General features: G+C 68.4%; 22 protein-coding genes. 11 read left to right on the top strand and 11 right to left on the bottom strand.

Translation table 11 applies throughout. The annotated features are described in order from the left end of the window. Positions 1-110: 110 nt before the first annotated feature. Positions 111-1,571 carry a S8 family peptidase gene (locus tag JF543_RS06735; RefSeq protein ID WP_224817539.1) on the top strand — a complete coding sequence of 487 codons (1,461 nt, stop codon included), beginning with the start codon at positions 111-113 and terminating at the stop codon, positions 1,569-1,571. A 72-nt stretch (positions 1,572-1,643) separates the two neighbouring features. Next, positions 1,644-3,062: an aminopeptidase P family protein gene (locus JF543_RS06730; protein WP_179411337.1), complete on the top strand. Its 1,419-nt coding sequence runs from the start codon at positions 1,644-1,646 to the stop codon at positions 3,060-3,062. Between the two features lie 81 nt (positions 3,063-3,143). Here JF543_RS06730 and JF543_RS06725 read toward each other — a convergent pair whose 3' ends face one another. Next, positions 3,144-3,791, bottom strand: coding sequence for an HAD family hydrolase (locus JF543_RS06725; RefSeq protein WP_206823388.1), 648 nt, complete (start codon positions 3,789-3,791; stop codon positions 3,144-3,146). Between the two features lie 61 nt (positions 3,792-3,852). Between JF543_RS06725 and JF543_RS06720 the strand changes: the two genes are divergently transcribed. Together JF543_RS06720 and JF543_RS06715 are read left to right on the top strand one after the other, a co-directional pair. After that, positions 3,853-4,599 carry a phosphotransferase enzyme family protein gene (locus JF543_RS06720; RefSeq protein ID WP_347401114.1) on the top strand — a complete coding sequence of 249 codons (747 nt, stop codon included), beginning with the start codon at positions 3,853-3,855 and terminating at the stop codon, positions 4,597-4,599. A 42-nt stretch (positions 4,600-4,641) separates the two neighbouring features. Continuing rightward, entirely contained in the window at positions 4,642-6,117 is a 1,476-nt protein-coding gene (locus tag JF543_RS06715) for a DUF222 domain-containing protein (protein WP_206823378.1), read from the top strand. A gap of 24 nt (positions 6,118-6,141) precedes the next feature. Here JF543_RS06715 and JF543_RS06710 read toward each other — a convergent pair whose 3' ends face one another. Both JF543_RS06710 and JF543_RS06705 read right to left on the bottom strand, forming a co-directional pair. Beyond that, positions 6,142-6,825 carry an alpha/beta hydrolase family protein gene (locus JF543_RS06710; RefSeq protein WP_206824255.1) on the bottom strand — a complete coding sequence of 228 codons (684 nt, stop codon included), beginning with the start codon at positions 6,823-6,825 and terminating at the stop codon, positions 6,142-6,144. Between the two features lie 13 nt (positions 6,826-6,838). Then, the gene (locus JF543_RS06705) at positions 6,839-7,639 is read right to left on the bottom strand and encodes a general stress protein (RefSeq protein WP_242519409.1); all 801 of its coding nucleotides are present in this window, start codon (positions 7,637-7,639) and stop codon (positions 6,839-6,841) included. Positions 7,640-7,709: 70 nt separating this feature from the next. Between JF543_RS06705 and JF543_RS06700 the strand changes: the two genes are divergently transcribed. Genes JF543_RS06700 through JF543_RS06690 form a run of 3 tightly spaced genes read left to right on the top strand, consistent with a single transcriptional unit; the run spans position 7,710 to position 10,607 of the window. Continuing rightward, positions 7,710-8,972 (top strand): magnesium transporter, encoded by a 1,263-nt coding sequence (locus tag JF543_RS06700; RefSeq protein ID WP_206550181.1) that lies wholly within the window; start codon positions 7,710-7,712, stop codon positions 8,970-8,972. Positions 8,973-8,974: 2 nt separating this feature from the next. Continuing rightward, the gene (locus tag JF543_RS06695; RefSeq protein WP_206820774.1) at positions 8,975-9,493 is read left to right on the top strand and encodes a DUF1003 domain-containing protein; all 519 of its coding nucleotides are present in this window, start codon (positions 8,975-8,977) and stop codon (positions 9,491-9,493) included. Next, the gene (locus tag JF543_RS06690; protein ID WP_206820775.1) at positions 9,480-10,607 is read left to right on the top strand and encodes an Mrp/NBP35 family ATP-binding protein; all 1,128 of its coding nucleotides are present in this window, start codon (positions 9,480-9,482) and stop codon (positions 10,605-10,607) included. Before JF543_RS06695 ends, JF543_RS06690 begins: the two co-directional genes overlap by 14 nt. A gap of 30 nt (positions 10,608-10,637) precedes the next feature. Here JF543_RS06690 and JF543_RS06685 read toward each other — a convergent pair whose 3' ends face one another. Next, positions 10,638-11,042, bottom strand: a complete 405-nt coding sequence (locus JF543_RS06685) for a twin-arginine translocase TatA/TatE family subunit (protein ID WP_206820776.1) — start codon at positions 11,040-11,042, stop codon at positions 10,638-10,640. Between the two features lie 86 nt (positions 11,043-11,128). Here JF543_RS06685 and JF543_RS06680 point away from each other — a divergent pair, with 86 nt between their 5' ends. Next, positions 11,129-11,761, top strand: a complete 633-nt coding sequence (locus JF543_RS06680) for an O-methyltransferase (RefSeq protein ID WP_179411344.1) — start codon at positions 11,129-11,131, stop codon at positions 11,759-11,761. Between the two features lie 87 nt (positions 11,762-11,848). Here the strand turns inward: JF543_RS06680 and JF543_RS06675 are convergent, their stop codons facing one another. From JF543_RS06675 to dapE, 3 genes are all read right to left on the bottom strand, one after another. Beyond that, on the bottom strand, positions 11,849-12,022 hold the full coding sequence (locus JF543_RS06675) for a DUF3117 domain-containing protein (RefSeq protein ID WP_179411345.1): 174 nt from the start codon (positions 12,020-12,022) through the stop codon (positions 11,849-11,851). Positions 12,023-12,113: 91 nt separating this feature from the next. After that, on the bottom strand, positions 12,114-13,349 hold the full coding sequence (locus tag JF543_RS06670; protein ID WP_347401113.1) for a hypothetical protein: 1,236 nt from the start codon (positions 13,347-13,349) through the stop codon (positions 12,114-12,116). Continuing rightward, positions 13,331-14,404, bottom strand: a complete 1,074-nt coding sequence (gene dapE, locus JF543_RS06665; RefSeq protein ID WP_206823377.1) for a succinyl-diaminopimelate desuccinylase — start codon at positions 14,402-14,404, stop codon at positions 13,331-13,333. The genes JF543_RS06670 and dapE overlap by 19 nt, the downstream gene beginning before the upstream one ends. Positions 14,405-14,487: 83 nt before the next feature. On the opposite strand from dapE, the gene JF543_RS06660 reads away from it, so the two are divergent. Next, positions 14,488-15,435 (top strand): DapH/DapD/GlmU-related protein, encoded by a 948-nt coding sequence (locus JF543_RS06660; RefSeq protein ID WP_206823376.1) that lies wholly within the window; start codon positions 14,488-14,490, stop codon positions 15,433-15,435. Positions 15,436-15,526: 91 nt separating this feature from the next. On the opposite strand, the gene JF543_RS06655 is transcribed toward JF543_RS06660, so the two are convergent. Further along, the gene (locus JF543_RS06655) at positions 15,527-19,549 is read right to left on the bottom strand and encodes a S8 family serine peptidase (RefSeq protein ID WP_206823372.1); all 4,023 of its coding nucleotides are present in this window, start codon (positions 19,547-19,549) and stop codon (positions 15,527-15,529) included. Between the two features lie 145 nt (positions 19,550-19,694). Here JF543_RS06655 and JF543_RS06650 point away from each other — a divergent pair, with 145 nt between their 5' ends. After that, positions 19,695-20,666, top strand: coding sequence for a helix-turn-helix domain-containing protein (locus JF543_RS06650; RefSeq protein WP_179411349.1), 972 nt, complete (start codon positions 19,695-19,697; stop codon positions 20,664-20,666). A 236-nt stretch (positions 20,667-20,902) separates the two neighbouring features. Beyond that, the gene (locus tag JF543_RS06645; RefSeq protein WP_206823369.1) at positions 20,903-22,480 is read left to right on the top strand and encodes a DEAD/DEAH box helicase; all 1,578 of its coding nucleotides are present in this window, start codon (positions 20,903-20,905) and stop codon (positions 22,478-22,480) included. A gap of 115 nt (positions 22,481-22,595) precedes the next feature. Here JF543_RS06645 and JF543_RS06640 read toward each other — a convergent pair whose 3' ends face one another. The 3 genes from JF543_RS06640 to fdxA all read right to left on the bottom strand — a co-directional run bounded on the left by JF543_RS06640 (position 22,596) and on the right by fdxA (position 25,485). Continuing rightward, the gene (locus tag JF543_RS06640) at positions 22,596-23,915 is read right to left on the bottom strand and encodes a citrate synthase (RefSeq protein ID WP_179411351.1); all 1,320 of its coding nucleotides are present in this window, start codon (positions 23,913-23,915) and stop codon (positions 22,596-22,598) included. Positions 23,916-24,054: 139 nt separating this feature from the next. Beyond that, entirely contained in the window at positions 24,055-25,164 is a 1,110-nt protein-coding gene (dapC, locus tag JF543_RS06635) for a succinyldiaminopimelate transaminase (protein WP_206823367.1), read from the bottom strand. Beyond that, positions 25,165-25,485, bottom strand: a complete 321-nt coding sequence (gene fdxA / locus JF543_RS06630; RefSeq protein ID WP_179411353.1) for a ferredoxin — start codon at positions 25,483-25,485, stop codon at positions 25,165-25,167. Between the last annotated feature and the right edge of the window lie 31 nt (positions 25,486-25,516).

Raw genomic sequence — 25,516 nt, 5'->3', positions numbered from 1 at the left:
GCTACCGATAGAAATGCTCAGGAGGGCCACCGCCCTTCCGGCAGAAGCCGGTCTTCCAACGATGAAAGGCCGTCATGAATCCCCAATCCCCACGTCGAGCGCTGCGCTGCATGATCAGTGCCGCTGCCGCACTCGCACTCGTCGTCGCGGGTGGCCTGAGCGCCACCGCCGCCACCGCCGAGACCTCAACGCCCGTTCCGATCTCCCCACCGGACGGCACCGTGATGAGCTATGTCGTCAACACCGGCCAGGCCAACCCCGGTCAAACGCGCAAGGCCGAGAACGCGGTAGCCGCGGCGGGCGGCATCGTCGTACAGAGCTGGCCGCAGATCGGCGTCATCATCGCGCAGTCCGACCGTGCGGCGTTCCGCGACGACGTCACGGTCGCCGGCAAGAACGCCATCGCCTCGGTGGGTGCCACACGCACCGCAGAGGTGAAGGACAAGGTCACAGGACCTGGAATCCCGTGGGGTCCGGGTTCGTCGGGCTGGAACCAAGGGAAGAACAAGCCCGTGAACGGCGATGAGCCCACCGAGCCGATCCCCGGATCGAGCTCCGACCTGTACTCCGAACTGCAGTGGGACATGGAGATGATCCAGGCCGACGAGGCCAACCTGATCACGGATGGCAGCCGCAATGTGCTGGTCGGCGTGCTCGACTCGGGCATTGACCCCACGCATCCCGATCTCGTGGCCAACATCGATCCGGCAGAGTCGGTCAACTGCACGGTCGGCGGTCGCCCCGACCAGTCCGAGGACGGCTGGTACCCGACCACGTCGGACCACGGCACCCACGTGGCGGGCACGATCGCCGCCGCGCGCAACGACCTCGGAATCGTCGGCGTCGCACCGAATGTGCGTCTGGCTTCGGTCAAGGTCGTCAACGACGACGGATACATCTATCCCGAGTATGCGATCTGCGGCTTCATGTGGGCCGCCCAGCGAGGCATGGACGTCACGAACAACAGCTACTACATCGACCCGTTCGAGTTCTGGTGCGATGACCAGCCCGACCAGGCCGCCGTTCAGGAGGCCGTGGCGCGTGCCGTCAGGTGGTCGGCTGACAAGGGCGTCGTCAGTGCCGCCGCTGCCGGCAACTCGGCGCTCGACCTGCGGACCAACACGGTCGACACGGGCAGCCCGAACGACAGCGAGGCCGTGGAGCGCACCATCAACTCCGGCTGCAAGGATCTGCCGACCCAGTTGCCGGGCGTCGTGACCGTGTCGTCGCTCACCGACACCGGGCAGCTGTCGTACTTCTCGAACCGCGGACTCGGCGAGATCGACGTCGCCGCCCCCGGTTCCCGTATCGCGTCGACCGTTCCCGGCGGATGGGCGTACAAGAGCGGCACCTCGATGGCGTCACCGCACGTCGCGGGTGTGCTCGCGCTGATGAAGTCCGTACACCCCGAGCTGACGCCGGCGCAGATGATCGACAAGCTGCGCGACGATGCCACACCGACGGCGTGCTCTGCGCCGCAGTACGACTATGGCCCGGCCTGCGAGGGTACGGAAGAGATGAACAGCTACTACGGTCACGGGATCGTCAACGCCCTGAAGGCCGTGCAGTGATCTGATCTCACGCACGCAGGGCCCGAGTGATCCCACTCGGGCCCTGTCAGTGAAGGGTGCGAGAATGGGTGCATGAGTACTCCCGCTGACAGCGACACGATCGCCACGACCTCCGACGACGCTGCCGTCGCCGAGAACCCTCGCAAGCAGCCGTTCCCCCAGGGGTTCCTCGACACCATCTCGACGGGTTGGGCCGACCGCCCCGAGTCGATGCCGTCGGCCCGTGCGCAGGCCCCGTTCGCCGCGGCGCGGCGGGCGAAGGTCTCTGCGGCTTTCCCCGGCAAGCGCCTGGTGGTTCCGGCCGGTTCGTTCAAGCAGCGCAGCAACGACACCGACTACCCGTTCCGTGCCCACTCGGCGTTCGTGCACCTGACCGGCTGGGCGAACGACTCCGAGCCCGACTCGCTGCTCGTCTTCGACCCGACCGACGACGGCCACGACGTCACGCTGTACTTCCGCGAGCGCGCCGACCGCACCACCAGCGAGTTCTACTCGGATGCCACGATCGGTGAGTTCTGGATCGGTCCGCGCCCGTCGCTGGCCGGTGTTGCCGCTGATCTCGACGTCGCGACCGCGCACGTCGACACCTTCGTCGCCGGCGGTGACGACCTGGTCGTCGAGAACGACGCCGACCTGACCCGTTTCGTCTCCGAGCTGCGGCTGGTCAAGGATGAGTACGAAGTCGCCGAGATGCGCCATGCGGTCGCGGTGACGGCATCCGGATTCGACGACATCATCCGCGACTTCGACAAGGCGATCGCCCACCCGCGTGGCGAGCGCATCGTCGAGGGTGCGTTCCACCAGCGCGCACGCAGCGACGGGCACTGGGAGGGCTACGACACCATCGCCGCCTCGGGCCACCACGCCTGCTACCTGCACTGGACCCGCAATGACGGGGCCGTCGTGCCCGGCGACCTGATCCTGATCGACGCCGGTGTCGAGGTCGACAGCCAGTACACGGCCGACATCACGCGCACGCTGCCGGTCAACGGCACGTTCTCCGAGGTGCAGCGTCGTGTCTATGACGTCGTGCTCGAGGCCGCGGATGCCGCCTTCGCTGCGGCGAAGCCCGGCGCCAAGTTCCGCGAGGTGCACGAGACCGCCATGTCGATCATCGCCAAGCGCACCGCCGAGTGGGGCGTGCTGCCGGTGACCGCCGAAGAGGCGCTCGACGCTGACAAGGGCGGTCAGCACCGCCGGTACATGGTGCACGGCACCTCGCACCACCTCGGCATCGATGTGCACGACTGCGCCCAGGCGCGCCGCGAGATGTACTACGACGGCGTGCTGGAGCCGGGCATGGTCTTCACGATCGAGCCGGGTCTGTACTTCCAGATCGACGACCTCACCGTCCCCGAAGAGCTGCGCGGTATCGGCGTGCGCATCGAGGACGACATCCTCATGACCGAGGACGGCCCCGTCAACCTCTCGGCTGACATCCCGCGTACCGCGGACGACGTCGAGGCATGGATCGCGCGGCTGAAGGGCTGATCACCGTCACAGGTGCTCGACGGCACGCCGGCCGTCGATGAGGAACTCGCGGGCGACCTGATCGCCCGCGAGTTCCTGTGTCTATGGGGTGCGGTCGGAGCGGCGAACGCCGCCCACGAGTGGCGCCCGTGGCGTCGCGTACTCAAGCACCCCGGCAGCATGCAGCGCCTGTCTCAGCCCGTCGAGTCCGACGAAGTGGTGCGTCGGAATGCCAAGAGAGACGGCCCCGGCGAGTTTCGAGTGCGAGTCGTCGGTGAAGAACACCTCGTCCGGCTCGAGCGCAAGCGCATCGAGCAGGTGTTGGAAGATCCGCACATCAGGCTTGGCGAAGCCGATCTCCGCGGAGTTGAAGACGATGTCAACCCGAGAGGCTATTCCGAGCTCGTGCAGTTCCGTGCGGATCGTGTCGGTTCCGTTGGTCAGGACAGCAGTGCGGATGCCCGATGCCCGAAGCTCATCGCTGAGCGCCAGCATCGACTCATCGGGCTCGGACGGGTGAGCCGCCCACTCCTGCGCAGCACCGGGACTACCCAGCACGGCACCGACGCGTAGCATCCACGCTGCCCGCGTCAGCGCTCCCGTCGTGACTGCGGACAACAGCGTCTCTTCGAAAGCCGCAGAGTGGATGCTCCCACTCGCGAGACCGTGCCGCGCTTCGATCTCTCCCACATGCGACGGGTCGAAGTGACGAAGCACGCCATCGAGGTCAAAGACAACCGCGCGAATCATGCTCTGCGTCCCCGGGTGTGCGCCGTCATGCGTCCCAGCGTCTCACGCGTACGCTGGTGCGGTGTTCGAAGACGAGGAACTGCTCACGGGCGGCAACGTCGCAGACGAGGTGATGCGCATCGGCAGCTCGGTGCGAAAGCCGGCGACCGGCGCCAGTCCCGCGGTGCACGCCTTGCTGCGCGCGGTTCGGGCGCGCGGTGTCGCCGCACCGGAACCGTACGGATTCGACGCGCAGGGACGACAGGTGCTTGAGTTCGTTCCCGGCGTGACCCCCGACCACCTCGACCTCGCCGACCTCGCGCGCGTGGGAGCGCTGGTGCGCAGTATCCACGACGCCGCGGCCGACTTCCACTCCGTCGGCGACGCCGACTGGGATGTGCTGCTGCCCGCACCGGGAGCGCCTGAACTGATCTGCCACAACGACTTGGCGCCGTGGAACCTCATCGTCGGCGAGCGCTGGCTGTTCATCGATTGGGACGGCGCCGGCCCCAGCACTCGCCTGTGGGATCTCGCGTACTCGGCATCAGCTTTCACGTTGAACGACCGCACCGAGAGGATCGGCGAATCCGCGGCGAGGCTGCGTGCGCTCGTTGACGGGTACGGCGCGGACGATGCGCTACGCGACGCGTTGCCGAACGCCCTCGCTGAGCGCACTGCCGCCATGCGCGACATGCTTGCCGACGCTCACGCACACGGACGCGAACCCTGGGCAACCATGCACTCCGACGGACACGGGGCGCACTGGTCTGCGGTCGCCGACCACGTGCGCACGCATCGGGAACAGTGGGCGCGAGCACTCCGCGACTAGATCAAACGTTCGAATGTCGGCGGCCGGGCGCACAATGAAGTCATGGCACTCTTCACCGAGATCGAGCAGCATGTCGCCGCTTTGCGTGCGCTGCTCGGTGACGATGTCGAGAGCGCCGAACTCGGCGCGGTCATGTCACAACTTGCCGGCGACGAACTGATGGATGCGGTCACGTCAGCCGCGACGCTCGTGCGTTCCCTGGAGCGCATCAGCGTCGTCGGTGCTGGCATCACCGCGCGGCGATCGACTCGCGACGACGGGCACGGCGGCTTCGCGCAGGCACGCGGCCACCGCACGCCGGCCGCACTCGTGCAGGATCTCACCGGAATCAGCCGGGCAGAAGCGCAGCGACAGGTTCGGCTCGGCCTGTCGGTACTCGAGGCAGGGTTATCGGATGCCGGTGACTCGGCGTCCCCGATCGATGAACAGCCCGCAGACGTCCGCGCGGCGACAAGGACACCGTGGCACGCACCGCTGTCGGCGGCCATGATGCGCGGGCTCATCTCGTCCACTCAGCAGGATGCGATCCAGCGGGGCCTCGGCGCCCCGCCCGACGACACCGAAGACAACCACGCGGCGTGGAGCGCCGCCGCCGAACAGTTGATCGCCGACGCAGCGGAACGCACCGTCGAGGAGTTGCGTATCCAGGCCCGAGCGATCCGCGACCAGCTCGACCCCGACGGCGCTGCGCGCCGGTTCGCGGAGCGGTACGAACGGCGCTGTTTCCGCACGTGGATCGACGCGGACGGGCGCGAGTGCGGCCGGATCGAGTTCGAGGACGAAGGCGCCGCTTGGATGCGTGCGATTCGTGATGCCGCGCTGCGGCCACGACGGGGCGGCCCCCGATTCGTCGACGCGTCAGAGACAGAACGGGCCGACGATCTCAGCGCCGACACGCGCACCAACGACCAGCTGTCGTACGATCTGCTGATCGACCTGCTGCGGGCAGGTTCGCTCGCCGAATCAGAGACCGTCTTCGGCACGCGACAGGCCGGAGTGCGACTGGTCCAGGTACACGAGGCCGGCACCGGCGCACCGGTCAGCGCGCACACCGAGGACGACGGCATGCCGTTGCCGTTCGGCGCCGTCGAGCAGCGCGTCTGCGACACGGGGACCGTGCAGATCACGGTCGACCCCACGGGGAACCCACTGAACGTCGGACGGGAGCATCGCCTGTTCACGCCGACACAGCGCGTCGCCCTGTCGATGCGTGACGGCGGATGCCGGTGGAGGGGCTGCGATCGCCCCGCCTCGTACTGCGAAGCACACCACATTGACGAATGGAACGCCCAGCAGGGCCGCACCGATATCGACCGCGGAATCCTGCTCTGCCGCTACCATCACGGCCAGTTGCACCACGGGGGATGGAGCATCACGCGCGAGCACAAGGGCGATTTCGTGTTGCATCCGCCGGGTGCTGAACCGCCTGTGCCGCTTCGCCCGCGCGCCGCACGCGTCGCTGCGTGGGCGGGCATCGACCCGCCGCCTCAGAGATTCAGACCGCCACCCGCGGCGTGAGGCTGCGGCGCAAGTCAGAGAGAACTACTCCCCCGTCGCAGACCGGCCGCGCTCGTCGATGAACTCTGCGACGAGCGGCGCCAGTGACGCACCGACCTCGTCCGCGGGACGCTTGCGCCCCTTCACCTCGAACGAATGCCCGCCGCCCTCGATCCACGCGATCCGGGCATCCTGGCACGCCGCAACCGCCTGCTCCAACTGCTGCACCGGCTGAACGAACGGGTCGTTCGTTCCCTCGACGAACAGTTGTGCGGGACGCACGGCGGGCAGATGCTCGATCCGCGGCTTCTCAGGCTTGCCCAGCGGATGCAACGGATACCCGAGATACGCCAGCCCATCCACTTCCAGCCCCTCAGCGACAGCCATCGACGCCATGCGGCCGCCATAGGACTTTCCGCAGGCCCAGACGGCCCCGGACGCCCCGTCGGCATCGGCACGAATCGCCGACACGACCGCGCGCCACGTCAGGATCGCATGCGCGGCAGGACCCGGCATACGCCGCCCCGCCTCGACGTACGGAAAATTGAACCGCACCGTCGTGAAACCACGATCACGCAGCCCCGCCGCGAATCCCACCAGGAACGGATGATCCATCCCTGCGCCCGCACCGTGCGCGATGGCCACGACGCCACGCGACTCACCCTCCGGGCGCTCCCACGCCGTCGATACCGAGACATCGCCGCTCGGCAGCGCCACCTGCACGCTCATCGTCACGTCGACGTCAGCGGTCAGAGGTCTGCTGACCTGACACACCGTCACCGGCATCCGACGCGTCGCCGCCGGCTGCGGCATCCGAACTCGCGCCGTCTGAAGCATCCGATTCCGAGCCGGAGGCGCTTCCAGCCCCGGCATCCGACTCAGCGACCGGCGCCGGAAGCGGCGGCGGGGGCGGCGGAGCCGTGTGCGGAGCGGGCGCAGCCACGTGCGGAGTCGACTGCGATCCAGACGACTGCGCACCAGCCGCCGGCGCCCCGGCTCCCTGCGCTCCATCCGGAGTGATCCGCTCGCCGTAGCGCGGCGGCTCGCTCAGATCGACCGGCGGCCGCGTCGACGCGGGCCGCACGTGCCCCACCACCTGACGCGCCTTGGCGAGCGACGCCGCCTGCACACGCACCTCGTAGTGGTCGGCGATCATCTGCGAGACACTGGCAAAGTCCCGACGGCGCCGCACGATCGCGTACGTGATCAGACTCATGATCATGCCCAGCGCGACGCCGACGAGCAGGAATCCGAGGAACAGCGTGATCGGGGCCTCGGGGTTGCCGAACAGCATGATCGCCGACAGCAGCAGACCGATCAGCACACCGTTGATCGCCCCCGAGCGAGCCGCCGCTGCATAACCGAGCCGGCCCGTCACCCGCTCGACAGTGCGCACCCCCTCACCGACGATCGCGATGTCCCGGGCAGGAACCTCGCCCGCAATCAGCTTCGACACCGTCTTCTGGGCGGCTTCGTAGTCGCGCGTCGACGCAATCACCTCACCGAGGTCATTGCCGGTCACCGGACGATTCAGCATGCTCATCCCGCCATTGTCCCATCGACACCTATCAGAGAGCACCGATCCCGCCGAAGCTCCGCACTACGCTGGAGCCGTGAGCACACAACGGGTCTTCGTCGCGCGATTGGCCGGATGCGCCGTGTTCGATCCCGCCGGCGATCGCGTCGGCAAGGTCCGCGACGTCGTCGTCGTGTATCGCAGCACCGCCGCACCGCGCGTCATCGGTCTCGTGATCGAGATCCCCGGGCGTCGCCAGGTGTTCCTGTCGATCGGACGCGTCACCTCGATCCGCGCGGGTCAGGTCATCAGCACCGGTCTGATCAACGTGCGCCGCTTCCAGCCCCGGCACGGCGAGGTGCGCGTGCTCGCCGAGTTCCTCGGCCGGCGCGTGCGCCTCATCGACGGCTCAGAAACAGCGACCGTCGAGGACGCCGCGATCGAGCAGGACCGCCACGGCGAATGGGCGATCACGCAACTGTTCCTGCGCAAACCGAAGACGAACCCCTCGCCGTTCGCGAAGGGCCCCACCGCGTTCGCTGCGTGGAACGAGGTCGCGGAACTGCGGATGCCCGGCGAGAGCCAGTCCGCCGAGCAGCTCGTCGCCTCGTACTCCGAGATGCACGCCGCTGACCTCGCCACCTCGTTGCTCGACCTGCCCCAGCAGCGGCGCATCGAGGTCGCCGGTGAGCTTCCCGACGAGCGCCTCGCCGACGCGCTGGAAGAGATGCCCGAAGACGACCAGGTCGGCATCATCGACCGGCTCGGCGACGAGCGTGCCGCTGACGTGCTCGATGAGATGGAGCCCGACGACGCGGCCGACCTTCTCGCGCAGCTGCCCCCGGATCGCCTCGAGCATCTCCTCGCGCTGATGGAACCCGAAGAGGCCGCTGATGTGCGCACCCTGCTGCGATACGGGCCCGATACCGCCGGCGGGCTGATGACGACCGAGCCGATCATCCTGTCGGCCGACGCGACTGTCGCCGAAGCGCTCGCGCTCATCCGCCGGCATGAGCTGCACCCTGCCCTCGCGGCGGCCGTGTTCGTCACCCTGCCGCCCTTCGAGACCCCGACCGGACGCCTGCTGGGGGTCGTGCACTTCCAACGGATGCTGCGCTACCCACCGCATGAGCGCCTCGGCGCAATCCTCGACGACAGCCTCGAACCGGTATCGGTGGGAGCCTCGGCCGAAGAGGTCGCCCGCATGCTCGCCAGCTACGACCTGGTGTCCTTGCCGGTCATCGACGGCGCCCACCGCCTGGTCGGCGCCATCAGCGTCGACGACGTACTCGACTACCTGCTGCCCGACGACTGGCGCACCGCCGCGCACCCGTCCGAGTCTCCCCAGGGCGGTGCATGATGATGGCCCGCTCCCCTCGCCTGGACACGCCCCGCAACCGCTCCGGCGGCCGCTCCACCGGGCGCATGCCCGCCCCTTCGCGTGACAGGTTCGGCCGGTTCACCGAGTGGGTCGCCCGCGCCATGGGTACCCCGGCGTTCCTGGTCATCCTCACGCTGTTCTGCGCGGCATGGATCACATGGAACACGGTCATGCCCGAGCCCGTGCGCTTCGACGACGCGGCTCTGGGGTTCACAGCGCTCACCCTCATGCTGTCCTTGCAAGCCTCGTATGCGGCGCCGCTGATCCTGCTCGCGCAGAACCGCCAGGATGACCGCGACCGCGTGCAGATCGAACAGGATCGGCAACGCGCCGAGCGCAACCTCGCCGACACCGAGTACCTGGCCCGCGAGATCGTGGCCCTGCGACTCGCCCTCGAGGAGCGCAGCTCGCAGACGGTGACCCGCGACGTGCTGAGAAACGAGCTGAAGGCCATGCTGGCCGAACTGCAGGACGAGGAGAAGACAGATGACGCTCGCTGACCGCGTACGCACCGCCGTCGCCGCCGTCAGCGACCCCGAGCTGCGCCGCCCGATCGGCGACCTCGACATGGTGCGCGACATCACCATCGAAGGCGAGACCGCACGCGTGGGCATCGTGCTCACCATCGTGGGATGCCCTGCCGCCGCGCGCATCGAGAAAGACGTTCACGATGCGGCAGCGTCCGTTGCGGGCATCGCCCAGGTCACGGTCGAGGTCGGTGTCATGACGTCTGACGAGCGCCGTGCGCTGACCGAGAAGCTCCGCGAGGGCCGCCCGGCCCGGCAGATGCCGTTCGGTCCCGACTCACTGACCCGAGTGATCCTCGTCTCCAGCGGAAAGGGCGGCGTCGGCAAGTCGACCCTCACCGCCAACCTCGCCGTCTCGCTCGCCCAGCAGGGGTTGCGCGTGGGACTGGTGGATGCGGACGTGCACGGCTTCTCCATCCCGAGCTTGTTGGGCATCGCACCGGGCACGCAGCCGACGCGCATCGACGATCTGATGCTCCCGCCGGTGGCGCACGATGTGAAGACCGTCTCGATCGGCATGTTCCTGCGCGAAGGCGAGGAGGCCGTCGCATGGCGCGGGCCGATGCTGCACCGCACCGTGCAGCAGTTCCTCACCGACGTGTTCTTCGGCGACCTCGATGTGCTGCTGATCGATATGCCCCCGGGAACGGGCGACGTCGCCATCTCGATCGGGCAGCTTCTGCCGCACGCCGAGGTTCTGGTCGTCACAACACCGCAGCCGGCTGCGTCCGACGTCGCGATCCGCTCGGGACTGGTCGCCCGCCAGACGGGCCAGCGCGTGATCGGCGTCGTCGAGAACATGTCGGGATTCACCCTCCCCGACGGCACCGCGCTCGAGCTTTTCGGCGCGGGCGGCGGCGCGCAGGTCGCTGCCGCGCTCAGCGCAGATGCGGATGCCGCGGAGGTGCCACTCCTGGCATCCATCCCGCTCAGCCCGACGCTGCGACACGGGGGCGACGTGGGCGTTCCCGTCGTCCTGGATCAGCCCGACGACGTGGCCGCGCAGGCCATCAGCGCCCTGGCCCGTGACATCGCACGCAACGGTCGCGGTCTTGCCGGTCGCCCATTGCCTCTGACTCTGAACTGAGCCGGCCGGCCGACGCGCGCACCGGTCGGATCAGGTGGCTTCGGCGTCGAACGGGGGCGGCGTTGCGCGTGAGAACGCGGTGCGTGTCATCGGCGGACGCGCCGGCGCCGTGGGGTCGCTCGTGAAGGGATTGCTCGTGGCCGGGGTCGCCGCCGCTGACGGCTTCTGCTCGAAGTCGGGCTCTTCGATCAGCGCATCGCGGATGATCCGGCGCGGGTCGTACTGCCGCGGATCGAGCTTGCGCCAGTCGACCTCATCGATCTCGGGCCCCAGCTCGTCGCGCATCTTGCTGCGGGTGTCACGCAGATACTCGCCCGCGCGCCGCACGAACTTCGAGAACGCCTCGGCGGCCTTCGGCAGCCGCTCCGGGCCGATGATGAGCACAGCGACAAGGCCGATCAACAGCAGCTTGTCCATGTCCAGGCCCCAATTCATCACACCAGGCTACCCGCCGCGCCTCCCGTTCTGAGCCACCGGGTGCGCCTACGCTGTCAGTAACCCGTTTTTCCAGGAGAAGCACCATGAGCGAGCACGACGCGAACGCCCGATTCGCCCGCGAAACCATCGTGGAGCCGTCGGCGATCGCCCGCGCCCGCGCGCACGGCCTCGAGCTCGGCGCCACCCCGATCAGTCCCGGCGTCGGCGCCCAGTGCGCCGTGCTGGCCGCTGCGGTCGGAGCCCGCTCCATCGTCGAGATCGGTACCGGCGCCGGTGTCTCCGGCCTGTGGCTGCTGCGTGGCGCTCCCCAAGCGGTGCTGACCACGATCGACAACGAGCCCGAGCACCTGGGCGTCGCACGCCAGTGCCTCGCCGAGGCTAAGGTGCCACCGTCGCGCACGCGGTTCATCACCGGTCGTGCCGCTGATGTGCTCCCCCGCATGAACGAGGGCGCCTACGACATCGTGCTCGTCGACGCCGACCCCGAGAACGTCATCGAGTATGTGGCCCACGGCCTGCGCCTGGTGCGCACCGGCGGGCTCGTACTGATCCCCCGTGTGCTCGCCGGAGGCAAAGTCGCCGATCCTGTGCAGCGCGATGCGGTCACGACGGCCTACCGCTCGCTCATCCAGGAGACCCAGGAGTCTCAGGCGGTGATCGCCGCGCTGTCGACGACCGGCGAAGGACTGCTGCAGCTGGCCCGAGTCGCCGACTGACACCGGCGCGCGCCCCAGACACGAACAAGAGCGAAGACAGAAGAAGGGCGATGGAATCCTCCATCGCCCTTTTTCTGTGCGTTGTTGTCAGGCCGCGTTCACAACGGCAGCCAGCACGTCGTGAAGCTCCTTCGCTTCATCGTCGTTCACGGAGACGACCAGACGGCCGCCGCCTTCAAGCGGAACCCGCACGATGATGAGTCGCCCTTCCTTCACGGCCTCCATCGGTCCGTCGCCGGTCCTCGGCTTCATCGCTGCCATCGTGGCTCCCTTTCCTCGGTGGTATGAGACCACTTTATCGGTATGGATGGGGTCCTACGCGCGTAACCACACGATATATCGCGGTATGACGCTAGGGCACCTGCCAGTACGTCTGCGCTGAGCCGTACATTGCGAGGATCCACAGCGCCTGAAGAAACAGGCACAACAGCAGCACTCCCCACCGGTAGATCCGCGATTTCGGCACGCCCAGCGCTCCCGCGAGCGGCGCCAGTGGAACCAGCAGGCGGAACGTACTCGACTGAGGGAAGAACACGGCCAGCAGATACAGCAGGTAGCTGGCGCTCCACAGCCGGATATCGATGCCCAATCGTCGTACGGCCCGCGCGCGCAACAGCATCCATGCCGCCCCCGCGACGAGCGCGAGCAGCAGGATCCAGCCCATCCACGCCGGCATCCCCCACTGCTGCGCCCAGAACTCCGCACCGCGCACGAACCCCTCGAAGGGGAAGAAGTGCGGGTTCGGGTCTTCCAACCAGTTGCGGCGCCACGACAGCTCGGTCTTCAGGTAGGCGCCCGGGTCTCGGGTCACGACACCGGCGATGACCTGCCAGCTGAATCCGACGACCGTGGCCAGCGCCCCGAGCGCAACGATATGCACCATGTCGCGCACGGGAAGCGGCTCGCTGGTGCGGCGCACCCAACGCGCGATGCCGTGCAGCCCGAGGAACAGCGCGAAGGCGAGGATGCCGGGGCGCGTGAAGCCCATGACCGGAATCAGCAGGTACACCCACGCGTACCGGTGCCGGGAGACCAGGTCGATCGCGAGCAGCAACAGCATGAGGAAGAGCGACTCGGCGTAGCCGACCTGGAACAGTGCCGCGAGCGGACCGTTCGCGAAGAACGCGACCGCCCACAGCGCCGCCGTCACCCCGATCCGTCGTCGGAGCAGGCGATACAGCGCGAGACAGGCGAAGAAACCGGCGGTCAGCGAGATCAACAGGGCGCCGACGCCCCAGTCACCCAGCCCGACGAACTTCGCGAGATAGGCGTAGACCGGCATGAACGCCCAGGCGTTCTCGGTGACCTCACCCGACGGGGTCAGCGGCAGCGTCGACGGGTAGCCGTTCTCGGCCACCCACCAGTACCACTGCGCGTCCCACCCGAGCACGTACTCGCCGAGCGTGGGCTGGATTCCGAACCTCGACGACGATGACGACAAGCTCGATGCCAGCATCAGCAGGCCAGTGGTGGCCAGTCGCGCGCACAGATAGATGATCGCGATGCGGCCGACCACCGGCATCCGCTGCCAGGCGCGCAGCGCCGACGATCCGCCGCGCCCGCCGGCGGTCAGAACCCGCTCAGCCACGCCCTCAGCCCGCGCTCGACGTCGTCGATCTGGGCCACCGGCACACGCTCCTCATCGTGGTGGGCCAGGTGAGGATCCCCGGGTCCGTAGTTGACGGCGGGGACGCCCATCGCCGAGAAGCGCGCCACATCGGTCCAGCCGTATTTGGCGTGAGCCTCTCCCCTGACGGCGACGAGGAAGCGCTGGGCGATCGGAGCGTCCAGACCAGGACGCGCGCCGGCGGCAGCATCCGTGAACTCCACCTCGAACCCCTCGAAAGCGCTGCGTACATGCGCTTGCGCGTCGTCGATGCTCTTGTTCGGGGCGAAGCGGTAGTTGACCTCGACCTCGCAGAGATCGGGGATGACGTTCCCGGCGATCCCGCCGCGGATGCCGACGGCGCTCAGCCCTTCGCGGTACGACAGCCCGTCGACGTCGATCGTGCGCGCGCGGTACTCGGCCAGCCGCGCGAGAATCGGAGCGGCCCCGTGGATGGCGTTCTCGCCCACCCACGAACGCGCGCTGTGGGCGCGCACACCGTGCGTGCGCACGATGGCGCGCAGTGTGCCGTTGCACCCGCCCTCGACCCGCCCGTCCGACGGTTCGCCGAGGATGGCGAAATCGGCGGCGAACAGGTCAGGACGCGATGCCGACAGCAGGAACAAGCCGTTCTGCGACTCATCCACCTCTTCGTTGTCGTACCACATCCACGTGATGTCGACACCGGGATCGACGAGCTCGGCGGCGAGCTTGAGCTGTACGGCCACTCCCGCTTTCATGTCGACCGTGCCGCGCCCGTGAATGTACGCCTCGCCGTCGATGACGACGTCGCGCGTCGGGACGTTGCCGTTGATCGGCACTGTGTCGATATGGCCGGCGATGACCACCCGCTGCGGGCGTTGGAGGTTCGTGCGGGCGACGACCGTGTTGCCGTGCCTACTCACCTCGAGGTGGGCGCAGCGCGATACCGCCGTCTCGATCTCGTCGGCGAGCGGTCTCTCACCGCCGGAGACGCTGGGGATGTCGCACAGCGCGCGAGTGAGGTCGGCGGCGGATGCGGTCAGATCGAGCACCATGCGCTCCAGCCTATCGACGCGCACCGCGCGCCGCCGGTGCGAACGCGCGCGCTGTCGCGGCGAGCGCGCGTTACCGTAGAAGGATGAGCAGCGTATGGGGCATCGGTCTGGCGACGATCACGACGGCGGAGTCCGCCGCACCCGACACCGTGCTCGACGCGTGGTTCGCCCGCGTCGGTCTCGGCGAGTCGGATGCCGATGACGACCCCGCACTCGAGTCGTACGCCGGAGCCGATGAGCGCCGCGCCGTGCGCACCGAGATCGTGCGTCTGTCGATCGATCTCGACGCTCCGGTCGCCTCTACACCGGACGCGTATCTGCGTCTGCACGCGCTCTCGCATCTGCTGGTGCGTCCGAACGAGATCAATCTTGAAGGCATTTTCGCTCACCTTCCGACGAACGCGTGGACGAACGGCGGCCCGATGCTGCCCCAGGACGCTGCCCGACTGCGCCCCATGCTGCTGCGCCACGGCCTGCAGGTGCAGGGCCTCGACAAGTTCCCCCGGCTGACCGACTACGTGCAGCCCGAGGGTGTGCGCATCGCCGACGCGTCGCGCGTGCGCCTGGGCGCGCACCTGTCGCCGGGGACGACGGTGATGCACGAGGGTTTCGTGAACTTCAACGCCGGCACCCTCGGGCCGGCGATGGTCGAGGGGCGTATCTCGCAGGGCGTCGTCGTCGGAGCGAACAGCGACATCGGTGCGGGTGCCTCGATCATGGGCACGCTGTCGGGCGGCGGCAGCCACCGGGTGTCGATCGGCGAGCGGGCCCTGCTCGGTGCCAACGCCGGCATCGGCATCTCGCTCGGCGACGACAGCGTGGTCGAGGCGGGGCTGTATGTCACCGCCGGATCGAAGGTGGTGCTCAGCGACGCTCCACGCACCGCCGACGGCACGCGCCCGACGGTCAAGGCGGCCGAGTTGTCGGGGCGCCCCGGCGTCCTGTTCTGGCGCAACTCGGTCACCGGCGCGATCGAGGCGAAGTCGCGCTCCGGTCACGGCGTCACGCTGAACGACGCGCTGCACGCCTGAGCGCACGGGTTCTTCGAGACCGAACACACCGCAACGGCGCCGCCGGGAGAGTTCCCGACGGCGCCGATGCTGTCTTGCTTCAGGACGCGAGTCAGTCCGCGAACGACGCGAGCACCTCGTCGAGCGTGATGCCCTTGTGCTTGCTCTTCGGAGTCGGAACCGTGTCGGCGGTGGGGTTGCGCACGAGGTAGTTCATCTCGACATAGGCGAGATCGTCGGCATCCACCGTGCCACTGAAATCGACGTCGGCGGCACGCATGTCGGTTCCCCGCGCATCGCGGATCGCGATGGCGTCGAGAATGTCGACGACGTCGTCGCCGTTGACATCACCGGCGACCATCGAGGCGGTGAAGGTCGCGGTCTGGCCGGCGAGCCCGCCGTCGCTGTCCTTCGTCGACAGCGCGAGCGGCTGGTACCACGTGAAGTGCCCCGGCAGCGTGATCGTCATCCGCCATGGCTGGTCGCGCAGCGGAACGCCACCGGCCTCAACCGATCCGCTCGCACCGATGGTCATCGAGCGCGTCGTGCCGTCGGATGCTGTCAGCGTGGCCTCGGCGCCCACGGTCGAGTGGTCGAGGTCGCGGTCGGGTGCACCCGCATCGGTCAGCAGCCCCTGGGCGAAGAACCCGCCGCTGGCAAGGCCGGTCGGAGCCACGGCCGCGACCTGATCGAACGCACGCTGCATCTGCACGCCCGCGCCGCCGGTGGTCTTCACGTAGGTGCTGACCGTCGCGAATCCGGTCGTCTCGGCGGCGACCGTGTCGGCCACCTCGAACACCATGTCGATCAGCGGAAGGTCATCACCTGTGTACTCCTTCGGGCCGTCGAACACGATCGGCACGCTGAGCTTGCTGACGCCCGAGCTCGTCTCAGTCACGGTCATCTCGCCGGCGATCCTCCCGTAGTCGGCGAACGCGTCCTGCGCGACCGGACGGATGTTCGTCGTGTCACGGGGCTGGAAGTATGCTTCGAATCGCATCTCGCCGAAGTCACTCGCATTGTGCGTGGTGAACGACATCGTCACGGTGTCGCCGACGCGCGCCGACGTCTTGTCAGCATCGCCAAGCACGTACGCCTGCGTGTCCTTGAACCACATCGTCTGGATGCGTCCGCCGATGTTGCCGGCCGCATCGACGCCGAGGAACCGGTGCGACTGCACCGAGCTCGGCAGCAACCCGATATCCGTCGAGAAGCCACCGTCAGCGGCCGGGGCGATCGACTTGTAGGGCATGATCTGGGCCGAGAACAGCTGGATGCTGTTGTCGCTCTGGTCGATATCGATGCCCGCCGCACGGATCGTCTCGACGTCACCGTCGACAAGCGAACCCGTCAGCGGGAAGCTCGACTGTCCCTGAGTGAACTCGTGCACCGAGTCGGTCTCATAGGCGGCGGTGAACTGCGGCGCCGTGACATCGACGTAGAAGTCGACCGTTCGCGAGAACTCGCCACCGTTGTCATCGCTGCCGACAGCACGCAACGTGTGCAACCCGGGCGCGACCGTGGCGATCTTGTGCGAGATCGGGAAGTCCTTGTCACCTGTCAGCGGCAGGTAGTCGCCGTACCAGGCGAACGGTCCGTAGCGCAGGCCGTCCTTCATCAGCGACGGATCGATCCCGCCGACGTAGCCGATGTCGGCCCCGCTGTCGGCGTCCACGAGGAAGAGATCGAGCGTACGAGACGGCGTTGCCACACCCAGCGAGAATTTCGCGGCAGGATCGTACGAGTCGGCAACGGTCGTCATCACCGGCTTGATCATCGTGAAGTCCGAGATCTCGGCGTCGTCGACGCGCAAGCCGAGCGGCAGGCGCAGCGGCTCGTCGTCGTCGGGGACGGTCACGAGGACGAATGCCCCGTAGGTGCCGTCCTCAACGCCGGCGGGCACCTCCACGGTCACCGTGACCTTCTTCGCCTTCCCTGCCCCGACCTTGACCGACGACGGAACGTCGACGCGGATGCCCGAGGCGACGATGTCTCCGGTGCCGGCACCGTGCGCGGTGTCGTACGACAGTTCGTACGTCTGCGTGCGCGAGCCGTGGTTGGTGACCTCGATCGTGCGGCTGATCGTGCTCTTGGCCGTGGCGGGTGCCATCCCCAGCGACAGCGCTCCGGTGATGTCGTTGATCGCCTTGACGCCGCGCTGCGCCGGCATCCATAGCTCATCGATCACCTGCACGTCGACCGTGGTGGCAACGGCCTGCCGCGGATCCACCTGGCCGGCTCCCGATTCGAACACGCCGCTGTCATCGCGAAGATCATCGGCGGTGTTCATCAGCCGCGTCTTGATGTCGGCAGGAGACAGCTCGGAGTCGGCCTGCAGCATGAGTGCGGCGAGCCCCGCGACGAACGGCGTCGCCATCGACGTGCCCGACTTGCGGCCGTACGCCTCACTGTAGGGGATGTCGGCCTTCGGGTCGACGTCCCAGGTCGGGACGGTCGACATGACCGAGACACCGGGAGCGGTGATCTCGGGTTTGATGTCGGTGGTGCCGTTGGCCGGTCCCCTCGAGCTGAAGCCCGCCAGGCGGTCGGCCTCGGTCGTCACCGTGTCGAACTCGCCGAAGGTGACCTCTCCGACACCGTCGACCAGGGCACCGCGCACCGCTTCGCCTGCGTCTGCCGTCGTGCCGAACGTCGGAACGTACCCGTCGTTCTCGCCGAGGTACACATCGATGGGCCCTTCGGCGCGGTTGTTGACGACGATCGCACCGACGGCACCGCGGTTGCGTGCATTGGCGACCATGTCGTTGAACGTGATCGCCCCGCGCTGGATGAGGACGATCTTGCCCTTGACGTCCTTTCCGCTGTAGCCGGCGGGTTTGCCGTCACCGACGTCGACCAGTGCGACCGTGCGCCCGGCGAGGTCGGTGACCGAGGCATCATCGCGCTTCTGCGCGATCACGCGCAGTCCGGCGACTGCTGAGCCCACGGTCGCGTCGGTGGTGGCGAGCGTGAGCGGGCTGTCGTTCGCGCCGACGGTGAGGGCGAGCGCCGAGCTACCGGGAGAGCCGAGCGTCGCTGCTCCGCCCTCACCATCGTTGCCCGCTGCAATGACGGTGGTGACGCCGGCCAGGGTGAGGTTGTCAGCGGCGATGCTCAGCGGGGAGCGGTGGTCGTTGTACGAGCCGCCGAGCGACATGTTCACGATGTCCATGCCGTCGGCGAGCGCGTGCTCCATGCCCTCGAGGATGTCCTCGGTGGTGCCGCCGCCGTAGGGGCCGAGCACGCGATAGGCGTACAGGTCGACGTCCGGCGCCACTCCGTAGGCGCTGCGGCCGCCGAAGGACTTGTCCTGGCCGGCGATGATGCCCGCCACATGCGTGCCGTGACTGGTGTAGTAGGTGGCGCCGCGCACCTTCTCGGGACGGCCGGAGCCCTTCCAGTCGTCGTACGTGGTTTCCATCGGGTCGTCGTCATCGTCGACGGCGTCATAGCCCCCGCGGTAGGCGTCGGCGAGCGCCGGGTGCCGGTAGTCGATGCCGGTATCGAGCACACCGACCTTGATACCGTCGCCATCGATCCCCTCGGCGCGCAGCGCGGCGACCTCGTCGTACGTCGCGCCCCCACCCGTGATTCCGGCCTCGGCATCCGCCTCGGGAAGATCGACAGTGAACGTCTGATTCGGCCACACCGACGCGACGTCGGATGAGGCGAGCAGCGCGCGGACGTCGGTGCCCTTGGCGCGCACGACCACGGCGTTGATCGCCTGGTCGTAGCTGCGAACGACCTTGATGCCGTTGCCCTGTGCGTGGGCGCGCAGACGCTTCTGCGAGGCGGCAACGGCGCGCTTCGCGTCGGCCGCCGAGAGCTTCTCGCCGTCGATCTTGGCGAGCGCTCGGGCGGTGGCCGGTGCGGGCTGGCGCAGTACGACGACGAAGTCCGCGACCTCGGCGGATTCCAGGTCGACGCCGTCGGCGATCCGGATCTCTTCGGGACGCTCGAGTCGCACGGATGCGGCGAGCGCGTGCCGTTGGTCTGACGTCGTGGCGGTGAGCACATCGGAGGCATCCGGCTGCGCGGCGAACGCTGACGACGGCACGAGCATTGTGCCGATCATCGCCGTCGCCGCGACGGCTGCCGCGCCGATGTGGCGGCGGGTGTGGGGGCGGGGGGACATGGGTGACTCTCCTCGGGAGTGAACGGGTGTCTGGCACAACAGTGCCACTCATGAATGCGCGTATGGTGTCGCATATACGACATGGCCATTTCTCGTCGCCCTCCGGCGTCGACGGGGCCGCGTCCGAGCCGCGAGAGTGGAGGACATGATGGGACTGGACGTGCTGGGTCTCGGCATCGTCGAACACCGCATCTACGAGCACCTCGTGCGCCACCGCGCGCTCTCTGCCGCCGACCTCGCGATCGAACTCGGCTTGCGCGACGCACAGGTCGGCTCGGCGATCGACGCGCTCACGACGCGCGGGCTGGTCGCGCGAGAAGGTCCGGCGCCGGGCCGCCTCATCGCCGCACCGCCCGACGTTGCCCTCGGCGGCCTGATCCTCGACCACGAGGACCGCCTCCGACAGGCACAGGCAGAGATGCTCGCGCTGGAGCAGCTGTACCGCAACGCCGGCACGGGCGAGGCCGACGTCGTAGACGTCGTGCGCGGCAGCGAGGCCGTCGGCCACCGTTTCAACCAACTGCAACGCAGCGCACGCAGCGAGGTGCTGCTGTTCGTCAAGGGCGACATCGTCGCGATCGACCGCGAACAGAACGTCGAGGAGGAGCTCGCGCATCAGCGCGGCATCCGGTATCGGTACGTTCTCGAACGCGCACGCCTGGAAGCGCCCGGCATGCTCGACGCCGTGCGCGGTGCCATCGAGGGTGGCCTCGACGTGCGCGTCGCCGGCTCGCTCCCCACGCGCATGCTCATCGTCGACCGCACGATCGCCATGGTGCCCTCGGCTGCGGACGGCGAAGACCAATCCAGCGGCGCCCTGCTGCTGCACGCCGGAGGACTGGTCGGACTCGCCCTCTCACTGTTCGAGCGCACCTGGCAGGCCTCATCGCACCTGATCACCCGCGACACCGGCGATATCGAAGAAGTGGACCTCGACGCCGAGGAGCGCGAAGTCCTCGCCCTGATGGATGCGGGACTGACCGATCGCGCGATCGGGCTGCGCATGGGCAGCTCGGTGCGCACCGTGCAACGCCGGGTGCGCGAGCTGATGGACCGGGCCGATGTCGACACACGTCTGCAGCTCGGCGTCGCTGCCGTGCGTCGCGGCTGGTTGTGAGGCGGCAAGCTGTGAGCGCACGTCGGGTCTCTCGACGCGGTGTTGCTAGACTTGACAGGTCGTCCGCTCAGCGGGCGATGCGTCGTCGACACGGAGTCTGCGAAGACTGACAGCGAGCATCACGCTCCCCTACCGGCATCCGACCGGCCTTTCGCACGGCGAAACGATGCGCACGCCTGCGCCGTCGCCCACCCTCGACCTTCCGCACGCTCTCGCGTGCCTCCTGGAGTTCTCCTATGCCTACCTTCCTCGAACTCGGCGTGCCCGCCGCTCTCGCGAACGTTCTCGCGGCCGACGGCAAGACCGAGGCGTTCGCCATTCAGCGCGATACGCTGCCCGACTCCCTGGCCGGGCGCGATCTGCTCGGCCGCGGCCGCACCGGCAGCGGCAAGACCATCGCCTTCGCACTGCCGCTCGTCGCTCGCCTGGCAGAATCAGAGACGCGGCGACGTCCGGGGCACCCGCGCGGCCTCGTGCTCGCCCCCACCCGCGAGCTCGCGACGCAGATCGCCGCGACCATCACCCCGCTCGCCGCGGCCACCGGCATGCGCGTCACCACCATCTTCGGTGGCGTCAGCCAGCGCCCGCAGGAGCAGGCGATGCGCGGCGGCGTCGACATCGTCGTGGCATGCCCCGGCCGGCTCGAGGACCTGATGAAGCAGGGCGTCGTCTCGCTGGATGCCGTCGAGATCGCCGTGCTCGACGAGGCCGATCACATGGCCGACCTCGGCTTCCTCCCCGGAGTCACCCGCATCCTCGCAGCGACCCCGAAGAACGGGCAGCGCCTGCTGTTCAGCGCGACCCTCGACCGCGGCATCGACGCACTGGCCAAGCGCTTCCTGCACAACCCCGTCAGCCACGAGGTCGACGAGGCGAGCGTGCCGGTCGGCGAGATGACTCACCGCGTGCTCGTTGCCGCCGACGCCGACGCGAAGAAGGCGCTCGTGCAGGATCTGGCCTCGGGCCTTGGCCGCCGCATCCTGTTCACCCGCACCAAGCATCACGCGAAGAAGCTCGCCAAGCAGCTCACCGCGGCGGGCATCCCCTCCGTTGATCTGCACGGCAACCTGGGCCAGAACGCCCGTGAGCGCAACCTCGCGGCCTTCGGTGCCGACCCCTCCGCCGGTGGCGTGCGGGTGCTGGTGGCGACCGACGTCGCCGCCCGCGGTGTGCACGTCGACGACGTCGAGCTCGTGGTGCACGTCGACCCGCCCGTCGAGCACAAGGCGTACCTGCACCGCTCGGGCCGCACCGCACGCGCCGGCGCCGCGGGCACCGTCGTCACGCTGATGCTGCCCGAGCAGCGCCGCGATGTGAATGACCTGCTGCGCAAGGCAGGCATCAAGGTCGCCCCCGAGCCGGCGACCGCAGACGCCGTCGCCGAGCTGGTGTGCGAGCGCGCACCGCACGTCAAGCCCGCTCCGCCGCAGCCCAAGCAGCCGCAGGGCAAGAAGAAGAGCAACGCCCAGACGGGAGCCGGCACCGCGACCGGCGAACAGGCCGCAGGCCGTTCGTCGCGACGCCGCCGCGGACGTGGCGGCGCCCAGGCCGGCGCGCAGGCTGGTGCGCAAAACAGCGCATCGACGGGCGGCGCACGTGGTCAGCGTGGCGAGGGCCAGCGCGCACAGAACCCGTCCCCGCAGCCTCGGGGTGAGCGTCAGGCTCCGCGCGATCAGGCTGCACGCGGACAGCACGCTCCTCGCGCCGAGCGCGCGCAGCAGAGCGGTTCGTCCCGTCCGGCCCACGGCGGCCCGACCGCAGGATCCGGACGCCCGCAGGGCTCCCGGCGCGTCAGCCGCCCCCAGGGTCGCTGACGCCTGCCCCACTGGGTCCCGCTTGCCGCGCCGGCAAGCGGGACCTTTTGCTACGGGAGCAGGAAAACACAAAGCCCCCGCCGTCCGAGGCAGGGGCAGAGCGTGACGACGCGGATCAGCGCGTCGGGAAGGTGCGCTCAGGCGAACCGATGTACAGCTGCTGCGGGCGGCCGATCTTGTTCTGCGGGTCGAGGTTGAGCTCGCGCCACTGCGCCAGCCAACCGGGCAGACGACCGATGGCGAAGAGCACCGTGAACATGCGGGTCGGGAAGCCCATGGCCTTGTAGATGACGCCGGTGTAGAAATCGACGTTCGGGTACAGGCGACGCTCCTTGAAGTAATCGTCGGCGAGGGCGATCTCTTCGAGCTCCTTGGCGAGGTCGAGCAGCGGGTCGTTGACGCCGAGCGATGCGAGCACCTCGTCCGCGGCCTCCTTGACGAGCTTCGCGCGCGGGTCGTAGTTCTTGTAGACCCGGTGGCCGAAGCCCATGAGCTTGACGCCCTCTTCTTTGTTCTTCACGCGCTCGACGAAACGCTGCACGCTCTGACCCGATTCGCGGATCTGGCCGAGCATCGTGAGAACGGCCTCGTTGGCCCCGCCGTGCAGCGGGCCCGACAGCGCCTGAATACCGGCCGAAACCGAGGCGAACTGGTTGGCACCGGTGGAACCGACCAGGCGCACGGTCGAGGTCGAGGCGTTCTGCTCGTGGTCCTCGTGCAGGATCAGCAGCAGCTCGAGCGCCTTCGACATCACCGGGTTGACCTCGTACGGCTCAGAGAGCACACCGAAGTTCAGCTTGAGGAAGTTGTCGACGAAGCTCAGCGAGTTGTCGGGGTACAGGAACGCCTGCCCGACGCTCTTCTTGTGCGCGTACGCGGCGATGACCGGCAGCTTGGCGAGCATGCGCACCATGTTCAGCTCGACGTGCTCGGGGTTGTTCGGGTCGGTCTGCCCCTCGTAGTAGGTCGACAGTGCCGCGACGGCCGACGAGAGCACCGACATCGGATGCGCCGTGTGGGGCAGCGCCGAGAAGAAGCGCTTGAGATCTTCGTGCAGCAGCGTGTGCCGGCGGATGCGCTCGTCGAAGTCGGCGAGTTCCGAGGGTGTGGGCAGTTCGCCGTAGATGAGCAACCAGGCGACCTCAAGGTACGAGCAGTTCTTCGCGACCTGCTCGATCGGGTATCCGCGGTAGCGCAGGATGCCCTTGTCGCCGTCGATGTAGGTGACGGCCGACTTGGTCGAGGCGGTGTTGACGAATCCGTAGTCGAGGCCGGTGTACCCGGTCTGGCGGGTCAGCGTCGAGAAATCGATGCTGTCGATTCCGCTGGTTGCGCGCAACAGGGGGAACTCCGCCGTCGTGTCGCCGATCGAGAGAGTCGCCTTCTCGGGCTGAGCTGCGCTCACGCCAACCTCCTGCTGAATCAGTATCGTCATGGGGCGATGGCCACGGGGCACCGACACGAGGCCGCGGGCTCCGCGCATTCACATCGCTTTTACAGCCTAGCCGTGCGTTCGGCCTACTGTGACATCCACCAAAAGATCAGCGCAGCTTGCGCGCGATCCACACAAAGCCTCAGGCGGATGCCATCAGCCGCGCCGCGGCCTGCTGCACACGCTCCGACGGTGCGGTTAGCGAGAGGCGCACGTGCTGTGCCGAGTGCGCACCGTAGAAGTGGCCGGGACCTGCCAGGATGCCGAGCTCTGCGAGCCGCCCCATCGATTCCCAGGCGTCGCGCCCCTCGGTCGCCCAGAGGTACAGTCCCGCCTCGGAGCCGTCGATGCGGAACCCCGCGGCCTCCAGCGCCGGTACGAGCGCGTCGCGGCGTTGCCGGTAGAGCTCTTTCTGGGCGGCGACATGCGCGTCATCGCCCAGGGCAACGGCCATGGCGTGCTGCACGGGTGCTGGTGGCATGAGTCCCAGGTGCTTGCGCGCGGTGAGAATACCGCCGACGACGCGTGCGCAGCCCGCGATGAATGCCGCACGATAGCCGGCGAGGTTGGACTGCTTGCTCAGCGAGTACACGCTCAGAAGGTCCGATCGCGTGCCACCGGTGACCCGTGGGTCGAGAACCGACGGGATCGACTCGTTTCGCCAGGGGCCGTCCCACCCGAGTTCGGCGTAGCACTCGTCACTCGCGAGCACGGCGCCGAGTTCACGGGCGCGCTTCACTGCGACGCGGAGCTCGTCGAGCGTCCAGGTGCGCCCGTCGGGGTTGCCCGGAGTGTTGATCCAGATCAGCTTGGAACCCTCTGGCCATTCGGCCGGGTCGTCCGCGGCGACGGGCGTCGCGCCGGCGACCGTCGCGCCGACGGCGTACGTCGGATACGCCACCCGCGGGTGCACGACGATGTCGCCTTCACCGAGCCCGAGCAGGGTCGGCAGCAGGGCGACGAGTTCTTTCGACCCGATCGTGGGCAGCACATTCGCTTCACGCAGGTCGGGCACGCCGCGTCGCCGGGCGTACCAGTCGACGATCGCTTGGCGCACGCTGGGTGTTCCGGTGGTCTGCGGGTACGCGTGCGCGTCGGTCGCCTCGGCGAGCGCCGCGCGGATCACTTCCGGCGTCGGGTCGACCGGCGAGCCGATCGAGAGGTCGACGAGTCCGTCGGGATGCTGGGATGCGCGCTCACGGTACGGGACGACGGCGTCCCACGGGTAATCGGCGAGGTCGCGGACGCTCACCTACTCCCCCTGCGGGGGAAGCACCGAGACCACGGGGTGGTCGAAGTCGTAGACGCCGACCTTCGCGGCGCCGCCGGGCGAGCCGATCTCGTTGAAGAACTCGACGTTCGCCTTGTAATAGTCGGCCCATTCCTCGGGCAGATCGTCCTCGTAATAGATCGCCTCGACGGGGCAGACCGGCTCGCAGGCGCCGCAGTCGACGCACTCGTCGGGGTGGATGTACAGCATCCGATCCCCTTCGTAGATGCAGTCCACGGGACATTCGTCGACGCAGGCGCGGTCCTTGACATCGACACAGGGAAGGGCGATCACGTACGTCACATGATCAGTCTACGACCCCCGCGGCGCAGGG

It is taken from the genome of Microbacterium esteraromaticum (genome assembly GCF_017303215.1).
Lineage (GTDB): Bacteria > Actinomycetota > Actinomycetes > Actinomycetales > Microbacteriaceae > Microbacterium > Microbacterium esteraromaticum_C.
This window is presented reverse-complemented; position numbering and strand designations above follow the sequence as displayed.

Coding starts and splice junctions, on each gene's coding strand:
- JF543_RS06685 (WP_206820776.1), bottom strand. CDS start 11,042: ATGAATTGGGGCCTGGACATGGACAAGCTGCTGTTGATCGGCCTTGTC.
- JF543_RS06640 (WP_179411351.1), bottom strand. CDS start 23,915: ATGACGATACTGATTCAGCAGGAGGTTGGCGTGAGCGCAGCTCAGCCC.
- JF543_RS06715 (WP_206823378.1), top strand. CDS start 4,642: ATGGCACTCTTCACCGAGATCGAGCAGCATGTCGCCGCTTTGCGTGCG.
- JF543_RS06655 (WP_206823372.1), bottom strand. CDS start 19,549: ATGTCCCCCCGCCCCCACACCCGCCGCCACATCGGCGCGGCAGCCGTC.
- JF543_RS06730 (WP_179411337.1), top strand. CDS start 1,644: ATGAGTACTCCCGCTGACAGCGACACGATCGCCACGACCTCCGACGAC.
- JF543_RS06690 (WP_206820775.1), top strand. CDS start 9,480: ATGACGCTCGCTGACCGCGTACGCACCGCCGTCGCCGCCGTCAGCGAC.
- dapE (WP_206823377.1), bottom strand. CDS start 14,404: ATGGTGCTCGATCTGACCGCATCCGCCGCCGACCTCACTCGCGCGCTG.
- JF543_RS06650 (WP_179411349.1), top strand. CDS start 19,695: ATGATGGGACTGGACGTGCTGGGTCTCGGCATCGTCGAACACCGCATC.
- JF543_RS06735 (WP_224817539.1), top strand. CDS start 111: ATGATCAGTGCCGCTGCCGCACTCGCACTCGTCGTCGCGGGTGGCCTG.
- JF543_RS06675 (WP_179411345.1), bottom strand. CDS start 12,022: ATGGCAGCGATGAAGCCGAGGACCGGCGACGGACCGATGGAGGCCGTG.
- JF543_RS06660 (WP_206823376.1), top strand. CDS start 14,488: ATGAGCAGCGTATGGGGCATCGGTCTGGCGACGATCACGACGGCGGAG.
- JF543_RS06710 (WP_206824255.1), bottom strand. CDS start 6,825: ATGAGCGTGCAGGTGGCGCTGCCGAGCGGCGATGTCTCGGTATCGACG.
- JF543_RS06645 (WP_206823369.1), top strand. CDS start 20,903: ATGCCTACCTTCCTCGAACTCGGCGTGCCCGCCGCTCTCGCGAACGTT.
- JF543_RS06705 (WP_242519409.1), bottom strand. CDS start 7,639: ATGAGCATGCTGAATCGTCCGGTGACCGGCAATGACCTCGGTGAGGTG.
- JF543_RS06725 (WP_206823388.1), bottom strand. CDS start 3,791: ATGATTCGCGCGGTTGTCTTTGACCTCGATGGCGTGCTTCGTCACTTC.
- JF543_RS06695 (WP_206820774.1), top strand. CDS start 8,975: ATGGCCCGCTCCCCTCGCCTGGACACGCCCCGCAACCGCTCCGGCGGC.
- JF543_RS06680 (WP_179411344.1), top strand. CDS start 11,129: ATGAGCGAGCACGACGCGAACGCCCGATTCGCCCGCGAAACCATCGTG.